Origin of the sequence: Klebsiella oxytoca (assembly GCF_009707385.1) — a bacterium.
Taxonomy (GTDB): domain Bacteria; phylum Pseudomonadota; class Gammaproteobacteria; order Enterobacterales; family Enterobacteriaceae; genus Klebsiella; species Klebsiella oxytoca_C.
This window is the reverse complement of record NZ_CP046115.1, coordinates 4,452,087-4,477,189: the sequence shown is the minus strand read 5'-3', so window position 1 is coordinate 4,477,189 and position 25,103 is coordinate 4,452,087. Positions and strand designations below refer to the sequence as shown.

Genomic DNA, 25,103 nt, shown 5'->3' with positions numbered 1-25,103 from the left:
GTCAAAGTCTTATTTAAAGAGGATAAAGGAATGAAAGGAAAGCTTAAGCGTAGTGCACTGATGGTGATGCTGGCTTCCCTGTCAGCGTCAGGGATGGCGGCGGCAGAAAGCCCGGCAGCAACAGCCACGACAACCTCCACGGTGGCGGTGATGTCGATCCCGGCATACACCCTGATTACCGATTCGTTAAACAGCCTGGTGCCCAGGGTCAATGGTAAGGTGAACGAGCCGGTGATGCGCCTGGTGTGCGACATGGCGCGCGGTGACCGGGTACGGGCGGATATCATTCGGGCGCTGGAGAACAGCAAAGTGAACGTGGCGGCGGTGCCGGTGCAGGGCAGTCCGCTGTCCGTTCTGGTGCACGGGGATACCCGCCAGCAGCAGAGCGTGTGCGCGTCGTACCTGGCGACGTCGCTGTTCGATGCGCCGGATAACGTCCGCTACCGCGGCGTGAAGAAAGAGCAGGTCAGCGAAGAGAAGCTGCTGCCCGCGCCGGCAAAATGGAAGGTGTGGGAAGAGCAAAAAACCGAAACGGTGACCACTGAACGTCAAACTGTCAGCTGGGATACGACAAAATTCGCTCAGGACGTGAAGGTGCAGGTGGCGCTGGCGAAAGCGACGGCCCAGCTGTATGCGCTGCTGGCGACGAATCTGGGGACTCAGCCGCAGACGGCGGCGATGGTCGATGCCCGGGTGAAGCAGTCGCTGGCGGATCTGGCGGGTGATTATCTGAACTCCGTACAGCAGATGTATCGCGATACGCAGGCGCAAACCATGACCGTGAACCTGCTTAATGAGACGGGATATGCGGTGTCGGACGGCAGCGGAAATATCCTGCGCCGCAGCGATGCCGGGTTGAGGCTGACCTATCGCGGTATTGAGTGGCTGGGTAACGGCAAAATCCTCGGTAAGGATCATTTTGTTAATCTGAGCCTGCGGGATATCCCTGTTGCGGTGGCTGAGCCGGTTGTTGAAGAAAAAACGCCGGTGAAAGGGAGGAGGAAATAGTTATCTGATTTTTTATTATATGACTGTTGAAGTTAATCTGAGCTCATTCGTGGTTTGGTTATTACGAAATTAATAAACGTAATTTATTGCTATAGGCAAAGGTTAACTTCATTTTTTATGTACTGTATGTAAAAGGATTAAATTATGGGATTGCTTAAAAAATCAGGGTTTGGTGACTATTTTCGATTGAGGGGGCGCGCTTCTCGGGGGGAATACTGGAAGTTTGTTTTTTTAATCAGTGTAATAATGATTATAATCGACATATCAGCTGGTGTGAAATTTAGCCCCGATAACCCTGCCCGGTATTTTGCTACCACAGTTTTTTATTTTATTTTTTTAGGACCTTCAATTTGCATTCTGGTGAGGCGATTACATGACATTGGGAAAAACGGGAAATGGGCCTTTCTTCTTCTTGTGCCGCTGGTAGGTCCCATTATCCTGTTGGTCTTTACGCTTAAGAAAAGTCAGGAGGGTAGTAATGAATTTGGACCTTCTCCGCTGGAGTTAAAAAGTAAATCGGGATAACTACCCTGTCGAGTGATCTGAAAATCCTCGATAATTATAAGTTGATATATTAAATAAACCGAGATCTTGCCCTGCCTGATTCGATAGTTCATCCCTGAATATCATTAAAGGCCGGGAGCGCTATACCTAATATATGGAGAAGTTAGTCATGAAATTTGGAACTCTTTTTAGTGCTCTGTTAATCAGCTCTGCCGGGCTTGCTTTTTCAACTGCGGCACAAGCGGCGGATAAAACCCAGGTTGTTAAAATTCTCGGCGGTAAGGCGACAATAGAGCTGCCGGTTGAATTTGTCAAAATGCCGCAGAATCTGCTTGCTGAAAAATATACCGAGGAGAGAAATCGTCCTCAGGAAGCCTGGTATGTGGAAAATGTGGATAGCAAAGTCACAATTGCATTCAGCGTCACTAAAGATAAGATTAAAGAATCTGAACTTTCAAAAGTTAGTGAAGTTTTTAAAAAACAGTTAAGTGTTTTATCACCAACAGTGTCACACGTGAAAATCAATGGTCATAAAATGGACCGTATTGAATTTAATACACCGACTGATGATGAGGGGAATTATATCTACAACCTGATGCAGCTCTCCTCTTTTAATGGGCAGATGATGTACGTGGCGTTTAACGTGACAAACGATCTGGAGAGTAAATACAAAATAGTAGGTGAAGCAGCACTCTCGTCGCTGAAGTATTAAGCGACGAGAGTGAAGGTGGTGCTGGCGGAAGCGTCAGCACCATAAAATATGCTGCTGGCTGCTAGTTGGGGCTGATACTCAGCGTGCGGTGTTATTCAGAGTGTATAAAAGAATTTAACGATGAATGAATTTAAAAAAGTCATGTTTGAAAATTATTTTAACATGAAGGGCCGCGCTTCACGACGTGAGTTCTGGATGTATACCCTGATTGTTTTTGTTATCACATTGGTTATCGATTTTATCGTGGGGATGATCTTTCACCGATATGGTTTGACCTATTTTTTAGTTAAGAAGGCATTTGGTTTGATATTTCTCTGCCCCTCTATTTGTGTGGCAGTCAGAAGATTTCACGATATAGGGAAGAGCGGGAGGTGGGCGTTTATTCTCCTGATTCCGCTGATCGGCAGTATTATCTTATTAATATTTTCGCTTAAAAAAGGTCAGGAGGGGAGTAATCAATACGGTCCTTCTCCTCTGGTACTAAAAGTCTAAAGGTTAATAACTGGTGTTTAACTTAATTATGGAGTGATTATTTATGAAATATGGATCTCTTTTTAGTGCTCTGTTAATCAGTGCTGCCGGGTTTGCTTTTTCAGTTTCGGCGGCAGATAAGACCCAGGTGGTTAAAGTGCTGGGCGGCAAGGCGACGGTAGAGCTGCCGGTTGAATTTGTCAGAATGCCGAAGGCCATTCTTAAAGTCATCTATGAGGAAGAAGAAGATCGGCCGCAGGAGGCGTGGTATGTAGAAAAGGAGGGTAGTAACGTTTTTATTTCATTCAATATTTTAGACGAAGAGCTGAAGGAAGCCATGATTCCAATGGTGACAGCGACGATGAAAAATGAGTGGAGCGAGTACTCGCCTTCGATGTCACAGGTGAAAGTGAATAGTCACAAAATGGGACGTCTGGAGTTCAATGTTCCCGACGATGAGGGGAATGGACATACCCATACGATGATACAAGTTTCCTCCTTCAACGGAAAAATAATGCTTGTGGAGTATTACGTAGCAAGCGAACTGGAGAGTAAATACAAACCCGCAGGCAAGGTCGCTCTCTCTTCATTGAAGTATTAACTGAGTCGTCAGCAATGAAATAGCTTAGGGGGTTATTGGTGATGAAATACAGGGTTGGTTCCAGTTCTCTATTAATTAGTTCTGCTGGTATTGTTTTCTCATTAGAGACGCAAGCAGAGAAGAAAACTCAGGTTGTCAGTATTCTGGAAGGTAAAGCCACGATAGAACTACCGGTTGAGTTTGTCCGAGTTCCGCAGGAGTTTCATCTGGAAATGTATCCGGATGAAACAAACCAACCACAGGAATCCTGGTACGTTGAGACCGAAAGGGGCATTGTTAGCATTGTATTCAGCGTAACTGAGAATGCTACTAAGGAAGCTGATGTTCCGGGTGTTGTAGCAATAATGAAAGAAGAATTGAAGGCGTTTTCACCTTCGTTATTACCCTTGGATATCAACGGACATAAAATGGTACGCCTGGCATTTAATATTCCTGATGCTGATGAAAATGAATATCTTCATCACCTGACGCAAGTTTCCTCTTTTAATGGGAAACTGATGTTTGTGATATTTAAAGTCACAAGCGATCTGGAGAGCCAGTATAAGTCTGCGGGTGAGGCTGCCCTCTCTTCGCTGAAATATTAACTAGGGAGCCAACAATGAAATGGTTTCACTGTGCGTTCTTTCATCATTATCTGGATCTCAATGAGCGGGCCAGTCGACGTGAGTTCTGGTGGTATCAATTTGTTGTGTTGGTTATTTATATCGGAAGCGGGGTGCTGTCATTCCTGTTATCTGATGCTCCGCAGGATGTGGTACCAGTGATATATGCGGCGATGGGTTTAGTTCTGCTGTGTCCATCTTATTCCTTATTAGTACGTCGTTTGCATGATACCGGTCGCTGCGGATGGTGGGGAATGTTGATCATCCTGCCTGTGGTTGGCTGGCTGGTTCTGCTGTTTTTCCTGGCAAGAAAAGGTCAGGAGAGCGAGAACCGATATGGTATGCCGCCGGTCTATTTTTTTGAATAACACATTTTACCGCTTCTGTTTTGTTTGCCTGCCCTGGATACAAAACGGCGGCAGATCGTTTTGGATATCAATTTTCGATCTACTTTTCCTTCAACATCATCGGCATCGCTGTCGGCGTCGCTTCATCTTCGCCGACAGCGATGTGCCCGCATTATTCTGCCAAAACAAGACCTCCGTTTATGCTGCTTACCTCGCGCAAGGCCGGTCAACTTCACATTTCCCCTGATTTTATTCGGGTTTAAGATGCGTGATTTTCCTGCCTTTCATCCATGATGTGAATGTTTAATCTGTTGTTTCCTATAATAAAAAAATTCATTTTTATTGTGAATTGTTATGTCAATCACATTTCCATCTCCACCAACTTTAAATCTGTAAAAGTAGACGTTTGTCGACTTTTCATCTAAAAAGTTGGGGGAAGGGGCTAGACAGGACCATTATTAGGTTATCAAATGGTTAAATAACGTCACATTAAATGTGAATGATTGGCCTTGTTTATAAAAGGCCAACACGCTTTCCGCTGCGTTAAAGCGCTGTGGACATCTTTGGGAGAAGTTATGCATTCCTCTGTTAATAAAAATGAAAGCCGAACCTTTTTTGGCCATCCTTATCCGCTCGGTTCGCTGTTTTTCACCGAAATGTGGGAGCGTTTCTCGTTTTACGGCATTCGTCCGTTACTGATTTTATTTATGGCGGCCACCGTTTATGACGGCGGGATGGGGCTGGCGCGTGAAAACGCCTCTGCCATCGTCGGCATCTTTGCCGGAACGATGTATCTTGCAGCCCTGCCGGGCGGCTGGTTGGCGGATAACTGGCTGGGTCAGCAAAAAGCGGTCTGGTACGGTTCGATACTGATCGCTCTGGGTCATCTCTCCATCGCCCTGTCGGCGGTGATGGGCGATAGCCTGTTCTTTATTGGCCTGATGTTTATCGTGCTCGGTTCCGGCCTGTTTAAAACCTGTATTTCGGTGATGGTCGGTACACTGTACAAGAAAGGTGATGCGCGCCGCGACGGCGGATTCTCGCTGTTCTATATGGGCATCAACATGGGCTCGTTTATTGCACCGCTGATCTCCGGTTGGCTGATTAAATCTCACGGCTGGCACTGGGGCTTTGGCATCGGTGGCATCGGGATGCTGGTTGCGCTGATTATCTTCCGCGTCTTTGCCGTTCCGGCGATGAAACGCTACGACAGCGAAGTCGGCCTGGATTCAACCTGGAATAGCCCGGTAGTAAAAAGAAACGGTGTTGGCGCATGGCTGCTGGCGCTGACGGTGGGCGTGGCGGTTATCATCGCTTTGATTGCCCAGGGCGTTATTGTGATTAACCCGGTCGCGGTTGCCAGCGTGCTGGTCTACGTTATTGCGGCGTCGGTGGTGCTCTATTTTATCTACCTGTTCGTCTTCGCCGGACTGAGCCGCAAAGAGCGCGCCCGCCTGCTGGTGTGCTTTATCCTGCTGATTTCCGCTGCCTTTTTCTGGTCGGCGTTTGAGCAGAAACCGACCTCGTTTAACCTGTTTGCTAACGACTATACCAACCGTATGATTGGTTCCTTCGAGATCCCGGCGGTGTGGTTCCAGTCGATCAACGCCCTGTTTATTATTCTGCTGGCGCCGGTATTTAGCTGGGCATGGCCTGCGCTGGCGCGTAAGAACGTGCGTCCGAGCAGTATCACCAAGTTTGTTATCGGTATCTTGTGCGCGGCGGCGGGCTTTGGCCTGATGATGCTGGCGGCGCAAAACGTTCTGAGCAACGGCGGTACGGGCGTATCGCCGATGTGGCTGGTCGGCAGCATTCTGATGCTGACCCTGGGCGAACTGTGCCTCAGCCCAATTGGCCTGGCGACCATGACGCTGCTGGCGCCGGAAAGAATGCGCGGTCAGATGATGGGGCTGTGGTTCTGCGCCAGCGCCCTGGGGAACCTGGCGGCGGGCCTGATTGGCGGACACGTGAAGGCCGATCAGCTGGATATGCTGCCCGATCTGTTCGCACGCTGCTCTATGGCGCTACTGATCTGCGCCGCGGTTCTGTGTGTGCTGATTGTGCCGGTGCGCCGCATGCTGGAAAACAGTAAATCCACCGAGCAAAAACCAGAGGCGAATGCCTGATTGCGAAAGCGATAAATGAAAAGCCGGCGCCGGGCGCCGGTTTTTTTATTGGCCTATTGCGGGGCAACCCTACGCCTTTGCCAATCCCCGGATTGCGGCGCGAAGCGCCTTATCCGGGCTACCCAGGTCCGCAGAACCGTAGCCAGGGTACAGAACCGTAGCCCTGCTAAGCGCAGCGCGAGCAGGGAAATTCCCCCGCTATCGAGTCACTTCACTCCCTGCGGAGGCCGCTGTCGGACCTGAATATCCAGCGGCAAACCCGGGCTGCCCTGGTCCGCGGAACCGTCGCCAGGGTACAGAACCGTAGCCCTGCTAAGCGCAGCGCGAGCAGGGAAATTCTCCGCTATTGAGCTACTTCACTCCCAGCAGAGGCCGCCGTCGGACCTGAATATCCAGCAGCAAACCCGGGCAGCCCAGGTCCGCGGAACCGTAGCCAGGGTACAGAACCGTAGCCCTGCTAAGCGCCGCGCGAGCAGGGAAATTCCCCCGCTATCGAGCCACTTCTCTCCCAGCAGAGGCCGCCGTCGGACCTGAATATCCAGCAGCAAGCCCGGTCTGCCCTGGTCTGCGGAACCGTCGCCAGGGTACAGAACCGTAGCCCAGCTAAGCGCAGCGCGAGCAGGGAAATTCCCCCGCTATCGAGCCACTTCACTCCCAGCAGAGGCCGCCGTCGGACCTGAATATCCAGCAGCAAGCCCGGTCAGCCCTGGTCTGCGGAACCGTAGCCAGGGTACAGAACCGTAGCCCTGCTAAGCGCCGCGCGAGCAGGGAAATTCTCCCGCTATTGAGCTACTTCTCTTCCTGCGGAGGCCGCTGCCGGACTCGGATCTCCAGCAGCAAACGCTGCCGCACAATGACCGGGCGACGCGTCTCATGTGCCGCACAGAACCGTAGCCCTGCTAAGTGCAGCGCGAGCAGGGAAATTCTCCGCTATTGAGCTACTTCTCTCCCTGCGGAGGCCGCCGTCGGACCGCGGTAATCGCCGCCCAGTGCTTTAATCAACGTGATATCGGTGCTGAGCCGCTGGGCCTGAATATCCAGCAATAACAGCTGCTGGGCGATGGTCGGCCGTCGTGCCTCTTCCGCAGCGTAGCGGCTTAGCAGCCCCCGCTGATGGTGCGCGCTGGCGCTGCGGGTGGTCACCATTGCCGCCGTCACCTTCTGCTGCTGCAGGGCTGCCTGCTGATTTAAATCGTTAAGCTGGCTCGAGCTAATCGCCACGTCGCGAACCGCGTCCAGCACCGCCTGGTTGTACTGCTTAATCAAAATATTGCTCGCCGTACGCACCGACTTGAGATTGGCGTTTAAACGCCCGCCGTCAAACAGCGGTAAATAGAGCCCCGGCAGCAGGTTGATCTGCTGGAAAGAGGACTTAAATAAGTCGCCGACGCTTAGCGCGTTGTAGCCCCAGAACGCCTTGATATCAAAGTGCGGATAAAACGCCGCTTTTGCCGCGTCCACCTGACTCATGGAGGCGCTGACGTAACCGCGCAGCGCCTGCAGATCCGGGCGACGGGCCAGCAGTTCAAACGACAGCGAATCCGGAAGCGTTTCCTGGAGAGTCGGAAGCGGTACGGGGTGAATCTCCGGCATGCTATGCGCATCGGCGCCGATCAGCGCCCGCAGGGTTTCCCGATACTGGGTCAGCGTTCCCTGCGCCGTAATCACCTGCTGCTGGGCCGCCAGCAGTTCGGACTGAGCGTTGGCGACATCGACGCTATCCTCGACGCCGCGTTCGGTACGATGTTCATGGGCCTGCACCGAGAACCTGGCGATAGATTCCAGCTGGTTGAGTAATTCGATTTTTTGAAAGGTTGCCTGCATCGCGAAATAGAGCTGGGCCACGCTGCTGGCAAGATCCAGCTCGATCCCGGCGGTTTCCGCCTGGCGGGCATTCTTTTCGCCAATCGCGGCGGCGACGCGTGCGCGATCGGCTCCCCATAAATCGATGTTCAGCGTCGCTCCGACGCCGACGGTATTCAGCGTATACCAGGGACCATTTTTATCTATCGGCAGGGAGAAGGAGTAGGGCCAGGTGAACTGTTTATTGGTCACGCGCAGATGGTTTTGCGCCGCCACGGCGATAGCCTGAACGCCCATGGCCGACTGCGCCAGCTCCACCGTGGACTGCGATTGCGAAATCCGTAGCCGGGCGGCCTGCATGGTAGGGGAGTTTTGCAACGCGCGGTTGACCAGCATATTGAGCTGGGGATCCTGATAACCTTCCCACCATCGCGCCGTTGGCCAGCCGCTGTTCGCCAGGTGGATAACCTGTGCCAGCTCGGCCTGCTGCGGGTTGACCACAGGAACCTGGCCGGGATCGTCCTGAATTAACGCGCATCCGGTTAATAACGTCAGGGCAAAAGCAAGCGCCGGGGAGCGCCAGAAGCGCGCGTAAGTAGTGATTTCTGTCATGAACGGGTTGCCTGTTGCGGGATAGCTGAAGACGCAAATGACCACGTTGGTAGCGTGGCCAACGCGCTGGCCAGCGCCGCGCCGAACGGGTTCGCGGGAGCCGGTTGCAGCGCCAGAGGTTGTTCTGCGGTGTTTTTTTGCTGGTTGATATCGTCGGCATAGCCTTCAAGCTGCCGGGCGCAGCGGATTAAAAAGTTATCCCCCGGCTCTGCGTACAGGCGGTAGCCTTCGCTAAGACGCAGGATCTCTTCTGCCTGCCGAAAGGTCGCCCGCAGCGGCCAGTTTTTGGCTTCTGACCACGGATGCGCGTAGGTTCCCAACGGCTCGGCGGCAACCCGGTTGATTAACGTTTCGCTTTCGCTCAGCGCGGCAAATAGCGGCACCAGTTGTACCTCACCATCGCGGGCGGCGAGGGTTTGCGCCAGCTGGCGATACAGCTGCGCCAGCCGCGCTTTAAGCTGCGGCACTTCGCTATCCGGCCACAAATAGAGATGAACAATTGAGGAAACCAGCACGCCGAGCAGGATGCCGATAACCCTGTCGCGTAGTTCGGTGAGGTTACTGAGCGGGCCAAACCAGCTGAGAAACGCCAGCGCGAAGGTAAAGCCTATCTGGATCCCGGCGTAGGCAATGCGTTCCGAACCTGCCGCAATCCACGCGGATAACGCAAAGACCGGTAGGGTCATTGCCAGCAGGCCGCTCAGCGAATCGGTCCAGGGCTGCACAAAGACGATTAATAGCAGCGCAATCAGCGTGGCCAGCAGAGCGCCGCCGATGCGTAGCCACGTTTTCTGCATGGTGGCGCCCAGGCCCGGCTGGGCGACAATGACGCAGCTCAGCATAATCGTGTGGATGCCCTGCCAGTCGGCGGCGGTATAGAAAACGTAGCAGAGCAGGGTCGCCAGCAGCGTTTTCAGGGCAAAGTGCAGATAGGCTGGATTAGACCACGCGTCCGGCAGAAGCAGCGGCGCTTTTTCCACTTCGCCCTGCGGCAGCGGGATGACTTCGCCGCGCGCCAGCCTCGCCAGCACCAGGACCATTTCTTGCAAAATGGCGCTGTTGGCGCCGTCGCGCGGGACGGGAAGAGGCTGGAAATCCGCGGCGGTGGAGAGATTATCCGCCAGCGCATTCAGTTCGCAGGCGATGCGCTGGCGCTCGTCGGGATGGTCGTGACCCGGCTGTAGCAGCGTGGCCAAATGATAGCAGCGCAGCGCGGCACCCATCAGCGACTGCCAGGTGTGCGGGCTGGCGGCAATCTCCGGCGTGGCGCGCGCGGCCTGCTGATACAGGGATTGCAGCTGGTTAAACTGTCCGGCGAGCGCTTTGAAGGTAGGCTGCTCCTCGCCGGGCTGGGTAAGAGTCCTCGCCGTCTGGCGCAGCATTACCACCAGATGAGCTTTAAACTGATAGCCGGGAAAGGCCTGCTGGAAGCAGGCGTTGACCAGCAGCGTCACCACAATGGCGGTATTGATCGCTACCCATAGCCACAGCAGCAGGCGTACCAGAATTTCGCTCTGGCTGGTCATCGACGGGAAGGTCTGGGCGTAGATAACCGCCAGCGCTACCACGAAAAACGCCAGCCCCAGCTTACCCAGCACCCGCATCAGGTAAATCGCGCAGAAAAACAGGACTACCGAAGCGACCAGACGGATCAGCGGGTAGTCGTAGGTCCACTTGATAATCAGCAGAACGCCGCCCAGAGCGACGCTGACGGTCACCACGAAAACCACGCTGACCAGCGTAATCATCAGAACGTTAGGCTGACTGACGTAAAAGACCACGATTAACGCGACGGCCAGGAAGGGAATATGCAGCGTCATAAACAGCACAATCAGCACCGCGCAGCTGAGGGTCAGGCGCAGAGTGTAGTTCGCCCGTCCTGGCGCATCGCGGAGCTCCCGGGTAAGAAACGGCCACAAGCTATGCATGCCGTCTCCTTATCGCGGCTGCAGAACGGCGCTGGCGGAGGCGCCCATACGGAACAGGTTCGGGTCGGGGTCTTTGACGGCGATTTTAACCGGGAAGCGCTGGGAGACATGGACCCAGTTGATGCTTTTCTGAATGACCGGCAGACCACCTATGACGCTGCCGCCGTCGGGCAGAACGCCGGTGCCGACAGAGTCGACCACGCCATCGAAGGTGCGGCTATGGTTGGTCATCACGGTGATTCTGGCCGGCACGCCGGGCCGCACGTTGTTTAAATCGGTTTCGCGGAAGTTGGCCACCACGTACCAGTGGTCATCATCCAGCAGGGTAAAGACCGGCTTTAGCGCCGAAGCGTACTGGCCGATAGTGGTTTTCAGCGCCACCACCACGCCGTTGAACGGCGCGCGGACTTCGGTGAATTCAAGATGCAGTTCGGCCAGCGCGATTTGCGCCAGGAGCCCCGTTCGTTGCGCCACCATGGCATCGACGCCGGTTACGGCGGCGGAAGCCTGCCTGGCCTGCAGTAGCGTAGCTTCCAGCTCGGCGCGGGCGGCTTTTTCAGCCGTTCGCGCCTGGTCTAGATTCTCTTGTGAGGCAAATCCTTGCGGGACCAGCGGTTCAAGACGAACGCGCGAAGAGGTGGTTTGCTTCACCAGCGCCTTAGCGCGCTCTACGGCGGCGCTAACCGACTGCGCATTGTATTCCTGCGCTTTGATCGTACGCTGGGTCAGCATGATCTGTGCATCAAGCGTGGTCAGACGGGCTTTGGCATCGTCAAGCATCGCCTGGTACGGGCGCGGGTCGATGCGGAACAGCAGATCGCCTTTTTTAACCCGCTGATTGTCGCGAATCGGCATCTCGACGATCCGTCCGCTCACTTCCGGCACAACGTCAATGGTGTCGGCATAGACATAGGCATCGTTGGTTTCCGGCGAGGTTTGTAGCTGCCAGATAACCAGAATCAGCGCCAGAATGGCGGCGAGAACGAGCGCCAGCAGGGGCCACTTTTTGCGGATACCGCTTGAGCTGGATTGTGTCATAGGTATCTAGTTTACGAAGAACAGGAACCACAAAATCGTGGCGAACAGGAACATCAGCGCCAGATAGCTGAAGACCAGTGGAGAAAATCGCGATTGCCATCCCTGGCGGACGATCAGGATATGGCAGGGAATAAGTAAAAGCGCAGCGCCTAATAAACAGAAGAACCAGCCTGGAAATGCAGCGCCTAATACCGGAATCGCCGGGGATAATGAACAGCCGGAGAGCGTAAATAGCGAGAATAACAGCGCAGGGCTCGCCAGCTTTACAATACGATTCAAGACGGAATACCTGAGTGCTCAAGTTAGGGTTAAATGAGTTTAATCTCACTATCAGGTAAATAAAAGGTAGACATAAGCGAAGCGTCTATATTTCATCGAGAAGTAGAGCATTTCTTTTGAATAACTTGTGCATAGAAAATCATTTATTCTGCATTAATGACGCGAGGTGGTAGAAATAAAAATTTCGCCCGTCGCCGATAGTCACCCGCTGCTGGCGGGGCTATGCTTAGAAGCAACGCAATAACCTACACCCGTCATACTTCAAATGGCATGGACGCTGGCAACCGTATGCGGGCCAGCGCAAACGCTGTTGAAAACGGTTAATCGTTTGGTCCCGTAGCTTGAATTATTTAGGGTAAAACTGAGGCAAGGTCATGGATAAAGAATTACTGGAAGCGGGCTATCGCGCCTATACCGGCGAAAGGATTGATGTCTACTTTAACACCGCCATTTGCCAGCATTCGGGTAACTGCGTGCGCGGTAGCGCAAAGCTCTTCAATCTGAAGCGTAAACCATGGATCGTTCCTGATGAAGTGGATGTCGCCACGGTGGTGAAAGTCATCGATACCTGCCCGAGCGGCGCACTGAAGTATCGCCACAAATAAGTGAGGAAATGATGGAAATACTGGAAGGTCATAACAAATTTTATGTCAATGATGCCGAAGGGAATCAGGTGGCGGAAATTGTTTTTGTGCCCACGGGCGAGCATCTTAGCATTATTGAACATACTGACGTTGACCCCAGCCTGAAAGGCCAGGGAGTCGGTAAACAGCTGGTGGCGAAAGTAGTAGAAAAAATGCGCGGCGAGCAGCGCAAAATTATTCCGCTGTGTCCATTTGCGAAACATGAATTTGATAATACCCGCGAATACGACGATATCCGCGCCTGAAGCCCTCACCAGAAATAAATGCGCCAGCACGCTGGCGTAATTTATCCGGTGGCAAGACTAAGATCGCGACCGGCTAGCAGCTGGTGAATAAGATCGTCGACGTTTTCACGCTCTACCGGCGGCGAGATAAAATAGCCCTGAAAACGATCTATCCCCAGCGTTTTTAATCTGTTGAATTTATCCAGACTGTCCACGCCTTCGGCAATGCAGCGGCTATCGGTGAGCTGGCAGTAGTAGAGCAGGCTTTTTATCAGGGCCAGGGCGTGGGGATCGTGTTGCATATCCCTCACGATGCTCATATCCAGCTTATAGGCGCTGAAGCGGAGCGATCTCACCGGAAACATGACGCTGCTTTGTGAAAAACAGTCGTCGAGCATAATGGCAAAACCCTGTTTGCGCAGACGAGTGACGTTGTCGGCAATTTTACTCTGGAGGTTGAGATCCAGAGTTTCAGCAAATTCCAGAACCAGCCTGCAGGCCATATGGGGCTGTCGCAGCTGCTGACGCGCGGTTTCCACCATGCGAATCAGGTTTTCATTGCTGGCGATAGCGGAGGGGATATTCACCGAGAGATAAAATTCCCCCGGATGCTGGTTGATATTCTCCACCGCCTCGCGCAGCACAAAGGCCGTCATAACCAGCCAGGCGTACTCTGAACGTACCTGCGGTAAAAAATCGCCGGGCAGCAGAACGTGACCTTTTTGCCGCCAGCGGCAGAGGATTTCTAGTCCTTTAAGCTGCATTCGACCATCGACGATAGGCTGGAAGACCGGGAAAATTTGCCGACAGTGAATAGCATGAACGAACTCACGTTCGAATGCGGAAAGTGCAGTATTCGGTGGGATTGTATGTCCTTTGGCCTGGCTGCCGGGGAAACTCGTCGCCAGCTGAGGATGGTGTTCTACCATTTTCTTCAGTCCTGCGGTGCGCTGGTTATAAAGCGTTTTGTGGCTGATGCCGCGGCGTTTTGCCTGAGCGTTAACGCTGTAGCCGCTCAGTAAACCAAGGATTGCGGTCAGCTCCGGCCTGGTGAGCCCGCCGGGATTCTTGCCGCCGAGCCGTATCTCTTCATCGGCCAGCTGCTTAAGCGAAGGATATCTTTCCAGAATATAGTCCTGCAGTACCGCGGTCAGGCTGGGGACGGGCAGGTCGGAGGCGGCGGCACGTATCTTGTAAAGCAGACGATGATCGATGACCTGATGCAGCAGGGTATGCCACAGCCAGCAGGCCAGGCTGCGGCTAAGGATCAGCATCGGCAGCGGCGTCGTGGAATGTTCGAGAAACCTGGCGGCCTGCTGTAGGGTGGTGAGCAGCCTGGCCGGAGTTTCTGGCAGGAACACGATGATGCGACGAATGCCCGCTTCGGCAGGGAGCGATGCTGCATCGGGCGGCAGCACAACGGGCCGCATTCCGCTGGCCGTCATCACTTTGACTAACCCATCGGCGACCAGCGAGCAGGGCGAGAGGATATAGTCATTTCCCGATCTGCCGTGCGCCACGGGTGCGCTATTGGTAAACAAAGGTCACCCCGATAATGGATTGTACGTTGCCCGCGGTAACCTGGCCGCTGGTGCGGGCGTAGGTGGCGGTGAGTCCCAGATTGACCGCAGACGTGCCTACGGTTCCCATTGAGACGGTTGTGTTTGCCCGCATGATGGAGCCATTACGCAAAAGCTGAACGCCTATACCCTGAGCCGGTGAGGCTGAGGATGTATTGGTGAAAATGGAACTGGCGGCATCAGCCGTGGTACCTGAGAGGTAAAAACCTATCTTTTGGTTTTGCCCACAGCGTACGGTGAGCGGGATGGCGGTAGAACCGGGATATTCCGGCAGCGTTACCGTCACGTTGCGTGAGGAAACATCACAACCGCCGGTAGGAATGATCACGCTATTGTTGGAATAGATGTTCCAGGTAAATTTCGAGGTTCGAATGTTACCGCCGCCGTTGATATCAGAGCCCTCCTGGTACATAACCAGCGTTGCGATATGCGAGCCGGCGCTTATCGCCAGCCCGGAGGCGGTTGATACCGGCGTCAGGTAGAGCTGCGTATTCCAGCCTGCGTAGTTACCGGAAGTAAAGTTGTGGTTGCCGGTTTGAGAGTTGAGCGGGAATTTATAGCTGATCCCATAGTACTTTAAAGAACCGGTGAAATTGGTCAGCAGGCCGCTATAGGCCGAGCCCTGTAGCATGCTCACCCTATCGTTACGAATGGTCGGCGCATCGTTTTTACAAAAAATAGAGCTGGATAAGTCGACGACCAGGTTCTGCCCCGCCCCAAGGTTTGGCTGCAGGTTGACGTAGACGCTGGATACCTTTCCTCCGGTATCACTGTTTAATATTGTGCCGGTGGAGTCGTAGCAGGTATAGGCCCTGACGCTGGTGGAAAACCCGGATAATAAACATACAAGCCACAGCGCGTTGACCAGGGTCAGACGACGTTTATGGATGGTGGCAATCCGCTGATTCATAACGATCTCCTGCCTCATAGCCAGGTATAGGTGACGTTAATCACCGCCTGGATTGTTCCCTGTGTTGGCCCGCCATTGACCGTCAGCGCCCTGACGCGTAATGGAAAGCTGGTCGATTGCGTGGCATCGTTGACGGCCACCGTTTTGCTTGAGCCGTTGTTAAACCGGGTTCCGCTGGTGTCCTGTAGCTCCAGCTGGAGGTTTCCCGCCGTTCCCTGATTTTTGTAATAGCCTGTACTGTCAGCCGTACCGCTGAAGGTGGCGGTGACCCGCGACGTACCGATCGGGCAGTTGCTGAGATCGAGCGTGACGTCATGCCAGCCTGAGGCCGAGCCGGGTGAAAGCATGTTAAAGGTGTATAAATCACCTAGGTCGACGGTTGCCCTGGGCGTGGCTATGGTGCAGGGTTTGGCCACTACTTTACCGTTCACGGTAATGGTGACATCGGCGGCATAAGAGGCGCTGGCGCAGGCCAGTAATCCGGCCAGCAGGCAGCGGGAATAGGTCCATTTCATTTCAGCCTCCGGTTACTGAAATTCAAGCGTGAATATCGCGGTTGCATTAACATGTCCGGCGGTAATCGGGACGCGGGCGGCCATCAGCCGGGCGTAAAAGTTCAGCGCGTTGGTCTGGCCGGGTTTCAGGGTTGTCCAGGCGATATTTGACGATGGCGAGTTGATAACCAGGGGAACCCGGCTGCCGTCAAGGATCTGTACGCCGATCCCGGAAGCGGTCGATACGCCGCTATCCAGCTTAAGCAGGTTGGCGTTGTCGCTGTCCGCTACGCCGGTAAAGCCGATTTTGACCGCGGTAACAGAGCCGCCGCAGGGCGACAGCACGATACGAAAAGGCACCAGCGGTGTGGTCGTGCCAACGGCATTAAACTGTTTCGCGGCGTTATTCATCAGATCGACGGTAAAATCCTTTGATTCACCCGCGACGGCGCAGGTGTTATCCCGCACGTAACCGCCGATCGTGATGCTGCTGTCGGCAGCAGAAGTGCTGAAGGAGACCAGAGAGAGTATGGCGCCCAGCAGATACAGGTTGTTTCTCATCATCATGGCTTCCTTAGCGGCATACTGCCGAGAGCTGGCTTAGCGCCTGGTTCTGGCTTTCCGGCGGCAGACGATAGGCGGCTTCGCAGCTGGCGTTCGGCCCGTCTCCCCACTTCGCGCGCACCTTGCCCGCCAGCGGCATTCCGCTCAGGTAGACCTGACCGTTATCGGCGACGATGCTGCTGTTCTGACTCTCGACAGCGGCGGCGATGGCGCCAAAAGGAACCGGTTTACCGTTGTGGATCAGCGTCATCAGCAGCTTAATGCCGACGCTGGCTTTAAATTCGGCACGGGCAATTGCCCCGTGGGTCGGCACGATATTGACTACGGCATCATCAAGGTCGACGTTGTTGGCCAGCGTATTGGTATTCAGCGCTACCCGGTTTTCCCGGTATTCGGTGGCATAGGGCAGTACGGCGTAGCCGCGCCAGTCGGTCCTGACCCCGGTCTGGTTTTCCACCTTCACGCCATCTGCGCCGGGGGCTTTAATCAGCACCACGGTATCGTTCAGCGGCTGGCTGAGGGTGACGCCGTCGGCGTGGGCCAGCACGCCGCCGCTCAGGCCATAGTAAAGCTGTTTGATGCCGTCGCTGCGGCTGTAGCCGACGTTGGCGTTGCCGTAGCCGCCGCGGTAGTTCAGCGCCGCGTATCCGGTGCCGCCGCTATTCCCTTTGCCGCCGCCGGCGTAGCCGGTTTGTACGCTGTAGCTCAGGTTGTTATCCTCCAGCAGCGTGCCGTACAGGCCGGCAAGGCTGGTGGTCCTGCCGTTCAGATCGTTGGACATGCTGTAGCTGGCGTTACCGTTTCTCCAGGCGGAGGTGCTGTCGGAGCGCATCCAGTGGCTGAACGGGATACTGACGTTGAGAGCCAGCATCTGGTCGCGGCCCTGCTGCCAGGCGTTTTTGGTCAGGCTGTAGCTCAGGGTCCAGTTGATATCGTCGACGGCGGCGTTCAGCCCGGCCTGGAGCTGCTGGTCGGCGCTGCTGGTTCCCCAGTAGGTCTGGTGGCTGCCGCTCAGATAAAGGGTGGCGGTACGGCCTAACTGCTGGGTCACGCTGAGCTGCACTTTGCCGCGCTTGTTGTAAGCGAGGTTGTAGTAGTCGGTGAACCTGGGCTGCATCTGAATCACGCCGTCCTGGGTTTCGACGTTGTAGCCGCTCATCCGGTTGTAAGTGGTATCGGCAAAGCTGAAATAGCCGCGGGTCGAGTAGCGGTAGCCCACCAGCTGGATATTGGTGCCGGTATCGGTCAGCGATTTGTTGTAGAGGAAACGCACCGATTGACCCTGATGATCGCTGTCATCGGGGAGGGTGGCGTTGGCCTGGGTGATGTCCAGCGACAGCGCGCCCAGCTGCCCCAGGTTTTTCCCGACGCCGAGGTTAAAGGCGCGGTAGCGGTCCGCCAGCTGGGTGCCGCCATACAGCGTCCAGCCCGCCGGAAGACCGTGCATCAGGGTACTCTGGAAGAACTTCGGTTTATCCTGCCGATCGTTGCCGCTGCGATACTCCCCGGCGGTGACGGCATAGCGGGTATGGCCTTCGCGCTGGAGCACCGGAACGGAAGAATAAGGGACGGTAAAGACCTGGCTGCTGCCGTTGGCCTCTTTGATGGTCACCTGCAGGTCGCCGCCGTTGCCCGCGGAGTAGAGATCGTTAATGGTGAACGGGCCGGGCGGCACCGTGCTCTGGTAGATCTCATAGCCGTTCTGTTTCACCGAGACCTGCGCCGTGCCGCGGGCAATGCCGTGAATAACCGGGGCAAACCCTTTCTGGCTGTCCGGCAGCATATTGTCGTCGGAGGCGAGCTGCGCGCCGCGGAAGTTGAGGCCGTCGAAGACATCGCCGTTGGTATAGCTGTCGCCCAGCGTCAGGCGCGAGCGCAGCAGAGTGATATCGCGCTCCAGCCAGCTGTTGACGTGCTGCCACTTATTTTCACTGGTCGACGATTTGCCGCTGCTGCTGTAGCTCCAGGTGGTATTGTCGCGCAGGCGCCAGGCGCCGAGGTTCAGCCCGCTCTGCAGGTTCAGGTACGCGTAGTTGCTGCTGCCGCCGATGTCGTTGTGGACGTTGTTGCCGGTGAAGTTATAGTTCAGCAGCCCGGCGTTAATCCCGTGGTCCCAGAGTTCGGGCGGGATGTAGCCGCGGGCGCGGTTGCCCATAAACGTCTGGGGAATGGTCAAATAAAGCCGCTGCAGGCCGACGTCGAAACGGATGGTGGCCTCTTTGATCATCTCGGTTAACGGCACGCAGGCATCGGATGCTAAGGTGTTAATTCCCTCTATAGATGAGGTGTTGACGCCCATCCCGGCCAGCTGTCCGCGCGTCAGGCAGGGAAGCAGCTGGTGGTCGTTTTTGCCGCTATTAAACGTGACATCACGAGTGGTCATATAGCCGTCATTCAGGTAGATATCGACGCGATAGGTTCCCGGCGGCACTTCCTGGCCGCTGGCAAATCTGGATAAATCCGCCACGGCGGCAGGGTCGTCTGCTAAAAAACGCGGATTAAAGTAGAGCTCCGCCTGCACAGAAAAGATCGCAGAGGAAAGTAACAGAGCCAGCGTGACTTGAGCGAAAGCGCGCGCATTTCCCGGTTTGTGGCGGTTTTTATGGCCATTTACCAGGTAGTCGAGTCCATATTTCAGATGTGACATAGTCCCTCCGGTCCAAAGTCGCCCGGCTGTCAGTTCTTATTTTTTATTTCCGGGAGAACTGGGTCTCCCGTCAGTTATTGCGTTGCGCCTTTCATTCGCGGGGTCAGCGCGCCGTAGTCGTTAATGGTTCGGTAAGTAATCTCGCTGCCTGCATCGGCAGGCAATTTGACGCTGGCTTCGCCCATCGGCGGGACCAGCGCATTATCCAGAACCCGAGTACCGGCATTGAGTTCGGTCACCGTCAGGTAGTATGGGGTGGGGTTGATAAGCGTCAGCGAACCAGCGCTGCGGCGGAACTTCAGCTTCTCTGGAGCCTGATCCGGCGATAGCGCCAGTTTTGCCGGGCGATAGTAGAGCTTGATGCGGCTGATAATCGCCAGCTGCAGGGTATTGTCGCTGAGCTTTGATTTATCCATCGACGGGATCGCTTTGACGTTCATCCAGAACAGGCTTTCCCGGTCCTGCGGCAGCTGGTTGTTGGTCGCATCAATGATGCGCAGGGTGTTCTCTTTTTTGCCCTGCATCGCGAACAGCGGCGGAGTGATAACAAAACGTCCGTCTTTTGCGCCGTCAGCGTTTTCCACCCATGACTGGATCAGATAGGTGCTCTTTTCGTCGTTATTGGTGACCGCCAGCTGAACCTGCTTTTGTCCGGCAGGATAGATGACGCGGGTCGCCCCCAGCGCCACGCCTGCTTCGGCGCGAGCGGTCAATCCGGTGGCGGCTATCATCAGCGCTCCCATCAGTAAACCGCGCGTCATCGCCAGTGTTTTTCTCACGTTAACCCCTTTTATACTCACCGTCGTTTCCTGTTTTCGGTACGTTTGCTGATTAATTACTGGTAGGTCAGGGAGAACCAGGCCTGAGCGTTGGCCGCTCCCCCGGTGACCTGATGCCCTGTCGCCCGATATTTCGCCACGAAGTGCAGGGTGGTCGGCCCGGTATACAATTTTGTCCAGGCGGCGGGAGGGCTATTTAGTGGGATCAGATGGTCTTCTTGATCAAACAGAGCAACGCCCACGCCGGTTGCGATCCCCGGTCCTTCACCGACCGAGAGCACGTCCGGGTTTTTACCGTCGGCGACGCCGTGAAACGCCACGCCAACGCGTTCGCTGACTGCGGTGCTGCACTCCTGCAGATGAATATCGAAGGGCACCGGATTGGTATCTTCTCCGGCTGAATGAAGCCGATTACTGCTGATCTGTCCCATATTGACCGTCATCTGCCGGTCGCCAGCTTCAACGCGGCAGGACTCGGCAATGATGATGCCCTGAAAGCGCATATTTCCGCCGGGCAGTGTGACGTTCCATTGATTACCGGCCAGCGCCAGCGATGGGAGCAAAAATATCAACAGACCTGACTTCATCCTTTGCATCGTTATCACCCGAGTTCCGTTATGGATAACGGGCCTTCCTGGCCCGACATGCTTCCCTGCCTGATGAATGAATTACTGGTATTGCACTTTGAAGGTCGCGTCAGCGTTAGCGGTACCGGCAGTAGCTGCGGCGGTAGCGTAGTAGCGCGCCTGGAACGGAATGACGTTGGTGCCATCGTTCAGGGTGGAAGCTGCGCTGAAGGTCGCGCCATCCAGTACCAGCGGAACACCGGTACGGTCAAGGATCTGCACGCCAACGTTATTCGCGCTGCCTGCCGCAGAGCTTTGCAGCGCCAGCACGGTGGTGTTAGTGCTGTCAATCGCGGTACCGGTAAATGCAACGGATGCCTTGGTGGCCACGGTGGTATCACAATCGTTCAGCTGGATATTGAAACCGACAGCCGTACTGGTGCTGCCTGGAGTAGCGAGTTTTGCCGAACGAACCTGGCCCATTGGAACGGTCTGATCGATTGAACCCGCGTCAATGGCGCATGCCGCGTTGACGACTTCCCCTTTAAAATGCACTGTACCGCCGTTTACCGTGGTATCGGCCAGAGCCGCCGCGGAACTCAGAGACAGAGCAGACAATACAACCATTGCCAGTGTTTTGATTTTCATGTTGTTTTCCTTTGTAACAATATCGGGATTACGAACCGATCTGGCCGTCATCATGACCTCCAGGTATTCCATGATTCAGTCAACGTTTTCGACTGCGGTTCTGCATGTTTTTCACCCAAAAGATGAGTCATTTGGGGCCATTTTGACTCGTTGGCGTAATTGACTGTCATTTTGTTTTATTAAGATTTTTATTGGAGTTTTAATCTATTTTTGTTTTGTTTTTCGATATAAAAAATCGTAATCATTAAGGGTTTATGAGCCATGGAAGGCTATCGGCAAAGCGTCGGTGGCAAGCATGAGCAGCGAAAAGAAAGGGTTTTCTGGAAAAGAATAAAAATAATAATTCATTAATAATCAATCAGATATTGATTGACTGGTTCTGTTTGATGCATTCAGTGGTTGCAAAAGATGACTAAATATTTTTATGATGCACACAGTTTGGCCCCAATTGACCTGTTCGGTAAGTTATTTTCCTTTATTTATCAAATCCTTATTTGCCCTCTTCTGATTTTTTAAATTCATCTCCATAAGATTGTTGCGCTCCCAAAGTCCGGCGAATCGAGCGGCATTGCTGGCCGTATAACGTACGGTATGGCGAATATTTCTATGGCCAAGATAGTCCTGGATAAGGCGCGTATCCGCTCCTCGTTCCGCCAGCTCGTAGCCGCAGGCGTGGCGCAGCATATGTGGGTGAGTCTGGGTTGCCGTTCCGGCTTCAACTCCCGCTGTACGGATGATGCGATAGGCCTGCTGGCGGGAAAGTGGGGTACCCCGCCGTGAGATAAACAGCGCATCGCTATTTTTCGCGTCTTTCCAGGTTTGCCGGGACTGACTCCAGCGCCTGATAGCCTCACATTCATCGGCCATCAGCGGATGTATGGTCGAAAATCCGTTCTTCAGCCTTCGAATATTGATGCGTCCTTCGGCCAGATCGAGATCGCGATAGTGAAGATCGAGTAGCTCGCTAATGCGCATTCCATGGCGAAAAGCGAGCAGGATAAGGCAATAATCTCTCTCTCCCGTCTGCCCATTGCGGGCGGCATGCATCATCGCCTGCACTTCTTTACCGGTAAGAAAACGACGTCGGTTCACAATTAAGACTCCTGATATGGTTTTGATAGACAAAACTTCCCTGCTAAGCAACAGGGGGCGCACAAATAATCCGCAATGTTAATCGCGTATTATATGAAGGGAATAAAATGCAAGCTAAAGGATATACATTATGGTGGCTTCAGCCAGGTATATTTCCGGGTGATAAATCTTATTTTTATAGATTTTATTCATTATCACAACATCACTTCTTCAACTCTGTGCCAGGTGGTTAAACCTGAATGAGAAAAAGCAATGAGTGGTGGTGTTTTAATCTGGTTATAAATAATACGCTTAAACGCACAGGGAGAGAGAGGGAACGTAATAAGTTAAACGGTGTATGAATACGAACTTGCCGGAACAATAATCATAAGTAAAGTATGGTTAATTATCATCAATTTTGACGCCATCCATGGCATCAGGAATTATGGTAAAACAGGGCTCCGCTGTTTGTTCCTGGTATCGTCCCAGATACCATAGAAACGACCCGCGTTGCTGGCGGTATACCACACCGTATGGCGGATGTTGCGGTGGCCAAGATAATCCTGGATGAGGCGGGTATCTATGCCCATATTGGCTAAGGCAAAGCCGCATGAGTGACGAAGCATATGCGGATGAATTTCAAGTGAAAGTCCAGCATTGTCGCCTGAAGCAGAAATGATCTGATAAAACTGTTGGCGAGATAAAGGATTACCTTTGCGTGATAAAAACAGCCATTCGCTGGTGGATTGAGGATACGAGGTGCGGATTTCCAGCCAGTTTTTTAATGCGCGTACTTCTTTATTGAGCAAAGGGTGAGTGGTGGAAAATCCATTTTTGAGACGATGTATATAGATACACCTTGAATTTAGATCGATATCGGAAATCTGCAAACGACATATTTCGCTGGCGCGTAATCCATGAATGAAACACAGTAATGTCAGGCAATAATTACGTGTGGCATGGGGACCACTGTTGGCTGCTATGAGCAATGACTCTATTTCATTATGAGTCAGGAAGTTCCTTTTTTTTAAAATGCCATGGTTTTTCATTATGTTCCCTTTATCATGCAGACGAATAAGACATTTTTTAGCATCGTTGGGTTAATGATGGGGCTCCGCTGCATTTGAAATATTTACTCTTGATTCTGGTTGTGCCAATAATTTTAAGATGTGACTTCTATTGGATATGCTGTGCTTATTTTTATGTTTTTGATAAATTTTAGTTTTTGGGGAAGGGCCAATATCCTGTTCACTCTATTTCTCCTTGATTGCACATTCAGAAGTTTCTAATTTCTAATGTTGTTAACCATACTGCAAAAACCCTCTTATGAATAGTGCTATTAAGAAAGTGAATATTTCCTGGAGAGAGTAAGAATTATTCGATCGCGGGTAAGATGAGTCTTGCCTGTCGATGTAGGGTTATATGGCGGAAAGGAGCGACAGAGGGTAAAGCTGATAAGTGTAGCGGAACCGGGCGTCTGATTTTTTTAGTGCGGTAATCGCTTTGTAAAATCAGATATACCGCATTTGTATGAAAGATGTATTTTTCTGTGGCGTGAGAGGGGATGCGCTCACGCCTGATATTTACCGCTAGCTCAGCTGTTCAAAGAATAGCAGAGCGGCAATTGCCAGCATAATCACGCCGGAAACCATGCTGACTTTTTGCGCTACTTGCGGCCGGGTGGCTAATAGCGCTTTGGCGCCGTACCCGACCAGTAAATAGACCAGCGTACAGGTTACCAGATGAATGCCGCCGAGTGCCGACATCTGCTGCGCCAGCGACCAGCTTCCTCGGGGATCGGTAAACTGCGGTAGCAGAGCCAGGAATAGCAGGAACACTTTTGGGTTAAGACCGCTAATACATAATCCTTTAAGGGCCCATCGATTCCAGCTGCCAGCGGTGTGGTCGGATGTATCCGGCGTCGGCGGGTGACGTAAAATAGCGAGCCCCAGCCACATCAGATAGCCTGCGCCCAGCAGGGTTATCGTCGACAGCGCCAGCGGATGGCGGGCGATTAATACACCGATTCCGGCGACTACGATCAGCGTAGCCAGCAGGTGGCCTGACATCAGACCAGCGACGGCGGGGATCACGCGTCGTCCGTTGATTCCTGCGCTGATGGTATAGGCCCAGTCAGCGCCAGGGGTGATGATTAACAGAAAAGAGACCAACCAAAAGCTGGCAATAAAGCTCATCTCCATGGACAGAGCGCCTCTGCGCGGTGACGGCGGTTATTCATCTTTACTTCCTCATTTAGCTTCGGCTATATGAGCGAAAGAATATCGAGTTTATTGCGCAATGAGCTTTCAATGTTATGCTCAGGCGAGGTCTTTAAAGAGAAAATCTTCCAGATGGATAGCATAGATCGAAAAATTCTTGCTGAGCTACAGGCCGACGGACGGCTGTCGATAACCGAACTGGCCGAGCGGGTGAATTTAAGCCTTTCGCCCTGTCATCGTCGTCTGCGGGCGCTGGAGCAGGAAGGGGTGATTACCGGTTACCGGGCTAATCTTGACCCGGCTAAAATGGGCTTCAATTTCATGGCGATTGTTTTCGCGACGTTAAAAGAGGGCGACAAGAAAGCGGTGAGCGCATTTGAGGACGCGGTTGAAGAGATCCCGCAGATCGTGCTGGCGCAGCGCCTTTTCGGCGATCCGGATTATTTGATGCACGTGGTAACCCGCGATCTTCCGGCGTTCCAGAAGCTGTATGACGACAAACTCTCCGCGATGCCCGGCGTGCAGCATCTACGCTCGACGCTGGTAATGAAAACGGTCGTTCAGGATCGGCCTTTCCCTCTGGGTAACGGGTAATCACGCCGCTCTCCCCGGGGGCGGCGCAAAGCGCCTGCCCGGGATGCGGGTTCAAATCCGGTAGCCCGCACAGAGGCGCAGCCTCGCCTCCGGGGAAAATAAAGGTGATGCCAGTTTTAATGTTGCCAGAAC

26 protein-coding genes are annotated in these 25,103 nt (G+C 53.6%); 11 read left to right on the top strand and 15 right to left on the bottom strand.

The genetic code is table 11. From position 1 onward, the window contains the following. Window positions 1-30 precede the first annotated feature (30 nt). The 8 genes from GJ746_RS20870 (at window position 31) to GJ746_RS20835 (ending at window position 6,371) form a co-directional block, all read left to right on the top strand. Entirely contained in the window at window positions 31-1,008 is a 978-nt protein-coding gene (locus GJ746_RS20870) for a hypothetical protein (RefSeq protein ID WP_154681903.1), read from the top strand. 144 nt (window positions 1,009-1,152) lie between these two features. After that, the gene (locus GJ746_RS20865) at window positions 1,153-1,533 is read left to right on the top strand and encodes a DUF805 domain-containing protein (protein WP_154681902.1); all 381 of its coding nucleotides are present in this window, start codon (window positions 1,153-1,155) and stop codon (window positions 1,531-1,533) included. A gap of 148 nt (window positions 1,534-1,681) precedes the next feature. Next, complete coding sequence (locus GJ746_RS20860; RefSeq protein WP_154681901.1) at window positions 1,682-2,224, top strand: hypothetical protein; 543 nt, start codon at window positions 1,682-1,684, stop codon at window positions 2,222-2,224. Window positions 2,225-2,344: 120 nt separating this feature from the next. Beyond that, window positions 2,345-2,716: a DUF805 domain-containing protein gene (locus tag GJ746_RS20855; RefSeq protein ID WP_154681900.1), complete on the top strand. Its 372-nt coding sequence runs from the start codon at window positions 2,345-2,347 to the stop codon at window positions 2,714-2,716. A 43-nt stretch (window positions 2,717-2,759) separates the two neighbouring features. Next, window positions 2,760-3,296, top strand: a complete 537-nt coding sequence (locus tag GJ746_RS20850) for a hypothetical protein (RefSeq protein WP_154681899.1) — start codon at window positions 2,760-2,762, stop codon at window positions 3,294-3,296. A 41-nt stretch (window positions 3,297-3,337) separates the two neighbouring features. Next, window positions 3,338-3,880: a hypothetical protein gene (locus tag GJ746_RS20845; protein WP_154681898.1), complete on the top strand. Its 543-nt coding sequence runs from the start codon at window positions 3,338-3,340 to the stop codon at window positions 3,878-3,880. 14 nt (window positions 3,881-3,894) lie between these two features. Next, on the top strand, window positions 3,895-4,266 hold the full coding sequence (locus GJ746_RS20840; RefSeq protein ID WP_154681897.1) for a DUF805 domain-containing protein: 372 nt from the start codon (window positions 3,895-3,897) through the stop codon (window positions 4,264-4,266). A 554-nt stretch (window positions 4,267-4,820) separates the two neighbouring features. After that, on the top strand, window positions 4,821-6,371 hold the full coding sequence (locus GJ746_RS20835; RefSeq protein ID WP_154681896.1) for a peptide MFS transporter: 1,551 nt from the start codon (window positions 4,821-4,823) through the stop codon (window positions 6,369-6,371). Between the two features lie 930 nt (window positions 6,372-7,301). Here the strand turns inward: GJ746_RS20835 and GJ746_RS20830 are convergent. Genes GJ746_RS20830 through GJ746_RS20815 form a run of 4 tightly spaced genes read right to left on the bottom strand, consistent with a single transcriptional unit; the run spans window position 7,302 to window position 12,031 of the window. After that, window positions 7,302-8,786 carry an MdtP family multidrug efflux transporter outer membrane subunit gene (locus GJ746_RS20830; RefSeq protein ID WP_154681895.1) on the bottom strand — a complete coding sequence of 495 codons (1,485 nt, stop codon included), beginning with the start codon at window positions 8,784-8,786 and terminating at the stop codon, window positions 7,302-7,304. After that, window positions 8,783-10,714 carry an FUSC family protein gene (locus tag GJ746_RS20825; protein WP_154681894.1) on the bottom strand — a complete coding sequence of 644 codons (1,932 nt, stop codon included), beginning with the start codon at window positions 10,712-10,714 and terminating at the stop codon, window positions 8,783-8,785. Before GJ746_RS20825 ends, GJ746_RS20830 begins: the two co-directional genes overlap by 4 nt. 9 nt (window positions 10,715-10,723) lie before the next feature. Beyond that, entirely contained in the window at window positions 10,724-11,752 is a 1,029-nt protein-coding gene (gene mdtN / locus GJ746_RS20820; RefSeq protein ID WP_154681893.1) for a multidrug transporter subunit MdtN, read from the bottom strand. Between the two features lie 6 nt (window positions 11,753-11,758). Beyond that, window positions 11,759-12,031, bottom strand: a complete 273-nt coding sequence (locus tag GJ746_RS20815; protein WP_154681892.1) for a YtcA family lipoprotein — start codon at window positions 12,029-12,031, stop codon at window positions 11,759-11,761. Between the two features lie 374 nt (window positions 12,032-12,405). Here GJ746_RS20815 and yjdI point away from each other — a divergent pair, with 374 nt between their 5' ends. Further along, the gene (gene yjdI / locus GJ746_RS20810) at window positions 12,406-12,636 is read left to right on the top strand and encodes a 4Fe-4S mono-cluster protein YjdI (protein ID WP_154681891.1); all 231 of its coding nucleotides are present in this window, start codon (window positions 12,406-12,408) and stop codon (window positions 12,634-12,636) included. A gap of 11 nt (window positions 12,637-12,647) precedes the next feature. Beyond that, window positions 12,648-12,920, top strand: a complete 273-nt coding sequence (locus tag GJ746_RS20805; protein ID WP_227852824.1) for a GNAT family N-acetyltransferase — start codon at window positions 12,648-12,650, stop codon at window positions 12,918-12,920. A 41-nt stretch (window positions 12,921-12,961) separates the two neighbouring features. Here the strand turns inward: GJ746_RS20805 and GJ746_RS20800 are convergent, their stop codons facing one another. The 11 genes from GJ746_RS20800 to GJ746_RS20750 form a co-directional block, all read right to left on the bottom strand. Then, a complete protein-coding gene (locus GJ746_RS20800) occupies window positions 12,962-14,344 on the bottom strand; it encodes an EAL domain-containing protein (protein WP_154682788.1) in 1,383 nt (460 codons plus the stop codon). A gap of 82 nt (window positions 14,345-14,426) precedes the next feature. After that, entirely contained in the window at window positions 14,427-15,389 is a 963-nt protein-coding gene (locus GJ746_RS20795) for a fimbrial protein (protein ID WP_154681889.1), read from the bottom strand. A gap of 14 nt (window positions 15,390-15,403) precedes the next feature. Next, window positions 15,404-15,904 carry a fimbrial protein gene (locus GJ746_RS20790; RefSeq protein WP_154681888.1) on the bottom strand — a complete coding sequence of 167 codons (501 nt, stop codon included), beginning with the start codon at window positions 15,902-15,904 and terminating at the stop codon, window positions 15,404-15,406. A 12-nt stretch (window positions 15,905-15,916) separates the two neighbouring features. Further along, a complete protein-coding gene (locus GJ746_RS20785) occupies window positions 15,917-16,447 on the bottom strand; it encodes a fimbrial protein (protein WP_154682787.1) in 531 nt (176 codons plus the stop codon). 10 nt (window positions 16,448-16,457) lie between these two features. Continuing rightward, window positions 16,458-19,094, bottom strand: coding sequence for a fimbrial biogenesis usher protein (locus GJ746_RS20780; RefSeq protein ID WP_154681887.1), 2,637 nt, complete (start codon window positions 19,092-19,094; stop codon window positions 16,458-16,460). A 74-nt stretch (window positions 19,095-19,168) separates the two neighbouring features. Continuing rightward, a complete protein-coding gene (locus GJ746_RS20775; protein WP_154681886.1) occupies window positions 19,169-19,894 on the bottom strand; it encodes a fimbria/pilus periplasmic chaperone in 726 nt (241 codons plus the stop codon). Window positions 19,895-19,929: 35 nt separating this feature from the next. Then, window positions 19,930-20,469 carry a fimbrial protein gene (locus tag GJ746_RS20770; RefSeq protein WP_154681885.1) on the bottom strand — a complete coding sequence of 180 codons (540 nt, stop codon included), beginning with the start codon at window positions 20,467-20,469 and terminating at the stop codon, window positions 19,930-19,932. Window positions 20,470-20,541: 72 nt separating this feature from the next. Next, window positions 20,542-21,087 (bottom strand): type 1 fimbrial major subunit FimA, encoded by a 546-nt coding sequence (fimA, locus tag GJ746_RS20765; RefSeq protein ID WP_154681884.1) that lies wholly within the window; start codon window positions 21,085-21,087, stop codon window positions 20,542-20,544. A gap of 465 nt (window positions 21,088-21,552) precedes the next feature. Beyond that, a complete protein-coding gene (locus tag GJ746_RS20760) occupies window positions 21,553-22,179 on the bottom strand; it encodes a tyrosine-type DNA invertase (protein ID WP_154681883.1) in 627 nt (208 codons plus the stop codon). A gap of 422 nt (window positions 22,180-22,601) precedes the next feature. Then, window positions 22,602-23,207, bottom strand: coding sequence for a tyrosine-type DNA invertase (locus GJ746_RS20755; RefSeq protein WP_154681882.1), 606 nt, complete (start codon window positions 23,205-23,207; stop codon window positions 22,602-22,604). A gap of 540 nt (window positions 23,208-23,747) precedes the next feature. Beyond that, window positions 23,748-24,359: a LysE family translocator gene (locus GJ746_RS20750; protein ID WP_154681881.1), complete on the bottom strand. Its 612-nt coding sequence runs from the start codon at window positions 24,357-24,359 to the stop codon at window positions 23,748-23,750. Between the two features lie 150 nt (window positions 24,360-24,509). On the opposite strand from GJ746_RS20750, the gene GJ746_RS20745 reads away from it, so the two are divergent. Then, a complete protein-coding gene (locus GJ746_RS20745; RefSeq protein ID WP_195908760.1) occupies window positions 24,510-24,971 on the top strand; it encodes an Lrp/AsnC family transcriptional regulator in 462 nt (153 codons plus the stop codon). Window positions 24,972-25,103 lie beyond the last annotated feature (132 nt).

Excerpts from the sequence above, each read along its gene's own strand:
- GJ746_RS20750 (WP_154681881.1), bottom strand. The coding sequence starts at position 24,359 with ATGGAGATGAGCTTTATTGCCAGCTTTTGGTTGGTCTCTTTTCTGTTA.
- GJ746_RS20825 (WP_154681894.1), bottom strand. The coding sequence starts at position 10,714 with ATGCATAGCTTGTGGCCGTTTCTTACCCGGGAGCTCCGCGATGCGCCA.
- GJ746_RS20770 (WP_154681885.1), bottom strand. The coding sequence starts at position 20,469 with ATGCAAAGGATGAAGTCAGGTCTGTTGATATTTTTGCTCCCATCGCTG.
- GJ746_RS20845 (WP_154681898.1), top strand. The coding sequence starts at position 3,338 with ATGAAATACAGGGTTGGTTCCAGTTCTCTATTAATTAGTTCTGCTGGT.
- GJ746_RS20745 (WP_195908760.1), top strand. The coding sequence starts at position 24,510 with ATGGATAGCATAGATCGAAAAATTCTTGCTGAGCTACAGGCCGACGGA.
- GJ746_RS20850 (WP_154681899.1), top strand. The coding sequence starts at position 2,760 with ATGAAATATGGATCTCTTTTTAGTGCTCTGTTAATCAGTGCTGCCGGG.
- GJ746_RS20795 (WP_154681889.1), bottom strand. The coding sequence starts at position 15,389 with ATGAATCAGCGGATTGCCACCATCCATAAACGTCGTCTGACCCTGGTC.
- GJ746_RS20780 (WP_154681887.1), bottom strand. The coding sequence starts at position 19,094 with ATGTCACATCTGAAATATGGACTCGACTACCTGGTAAATGGCCATAAA.
- yjdI (WP_154681891.1), top strand. The coding sequence starts at position 12,406 with ATGGATAAAGAATTACTGGAAGCGGGCTATCGCGCCTATACCGGCGAA.
- GJ746_RS20800 (WP_154682788.1), bottom strand. The coding sequence starts at position 14,344 with ATGACGGCCAGCGGAATGCGGCCCGTTGTGCTGCCGCCCGATGCAGCA.
- GJ746_RS20805 (WP_227852824.1), top strand. The coding sequence starts at position 12,648 with ATGGAAATACTGGAAGGTCATAACAAATTTTATGTCAATGATGCCGAA.
- mdtN (WP_154681893.1), bottom strand. The coding sequence starts at position 11,752 with ATGACACAATCCAGCTCAAGCGGTATCCGCAAAAAGTGGCCCCTGCTG.
- GJ746_RS20790 (WP_154681888.1), bottom strand. The coding sequence starts at position 15,904 with ATGAAATGGACCTATTCCCGCTGCCTGCTGGCCGGATTACTGGCCTGC.
- GJ746_RS20860 (WP_154681901.1), top strand. The coding sequence starts at position 1,682 with ATGAAATTTGGAACTCTTTTTAGTGCTCTGTTAATCAGCTCTGCCGGG.
- GJ746_RS20840 (WP_154681897.1), top strand. The coding sequence starts at position 3,895 with ATGAAATGGTTTCACTGTGCGTTCTTTCATCATTATCTGGATCTCAAT.
- GJ746_RS20865 (WP_154681902.1), top strand. The coding sequence starts at position 1,153 with ATGGGATTGCTTAAAAAATCAGGGTTTGGTGACTATTTTCGATTGAGG.
- GJ746_RS20755 (WP_154681882.1), bottom strand. The coding sequence starts at position 23,207 with ATGAAAAACCATGGCATTTTAAAAAAAAGGAACTTCCTGACTCATAAT.
- GJ746_RS20835 (WP_154681896.1), top strand. The coding sequence starts at position 4,821 with ATGCATTCCTCTGTTAATAAAAATGAAAGCCGAACCTTTTTTGGCCAT.
- GJ746_RS20785 (WP_154682787.1), bottom strand. The coding sequence starts at position 16,447 with ATGATGAGAAACAACCTGTATCTGCTGGGCGCCATACTCTCTCTGGTC.
- GJ746_RS20830 (WP_154681895.1), bottom strand. The coding sequence starts at position 8,786 with ATGACAGAAATCACTACTTACGCGCGCTTCTGGCGCTCCCCGGCGCTT.
- GJ746_RS20855 (WP_154681900.1), top strand. The coding sequence starts at position 2,345 with ATGAATGAATTTAAAAAAGTCATGTTTGAAAATTATTTTAACATGAAG.
- fimA (WP_154681884.1), bottom strand. The coding sequence starts at position 21,087 with ATGAAAATCAAAACACTGGCAATGGTTGTATTGTCTGCTCTGTCTCTG.
- GJ746_RS20870 (WP_154681903.1), top strand. The coding sequence starts at position 31 with ATGAAAGGAAAGCTTAAGCGTAGTGCACTGATGGTGATGCTGGCTTCC.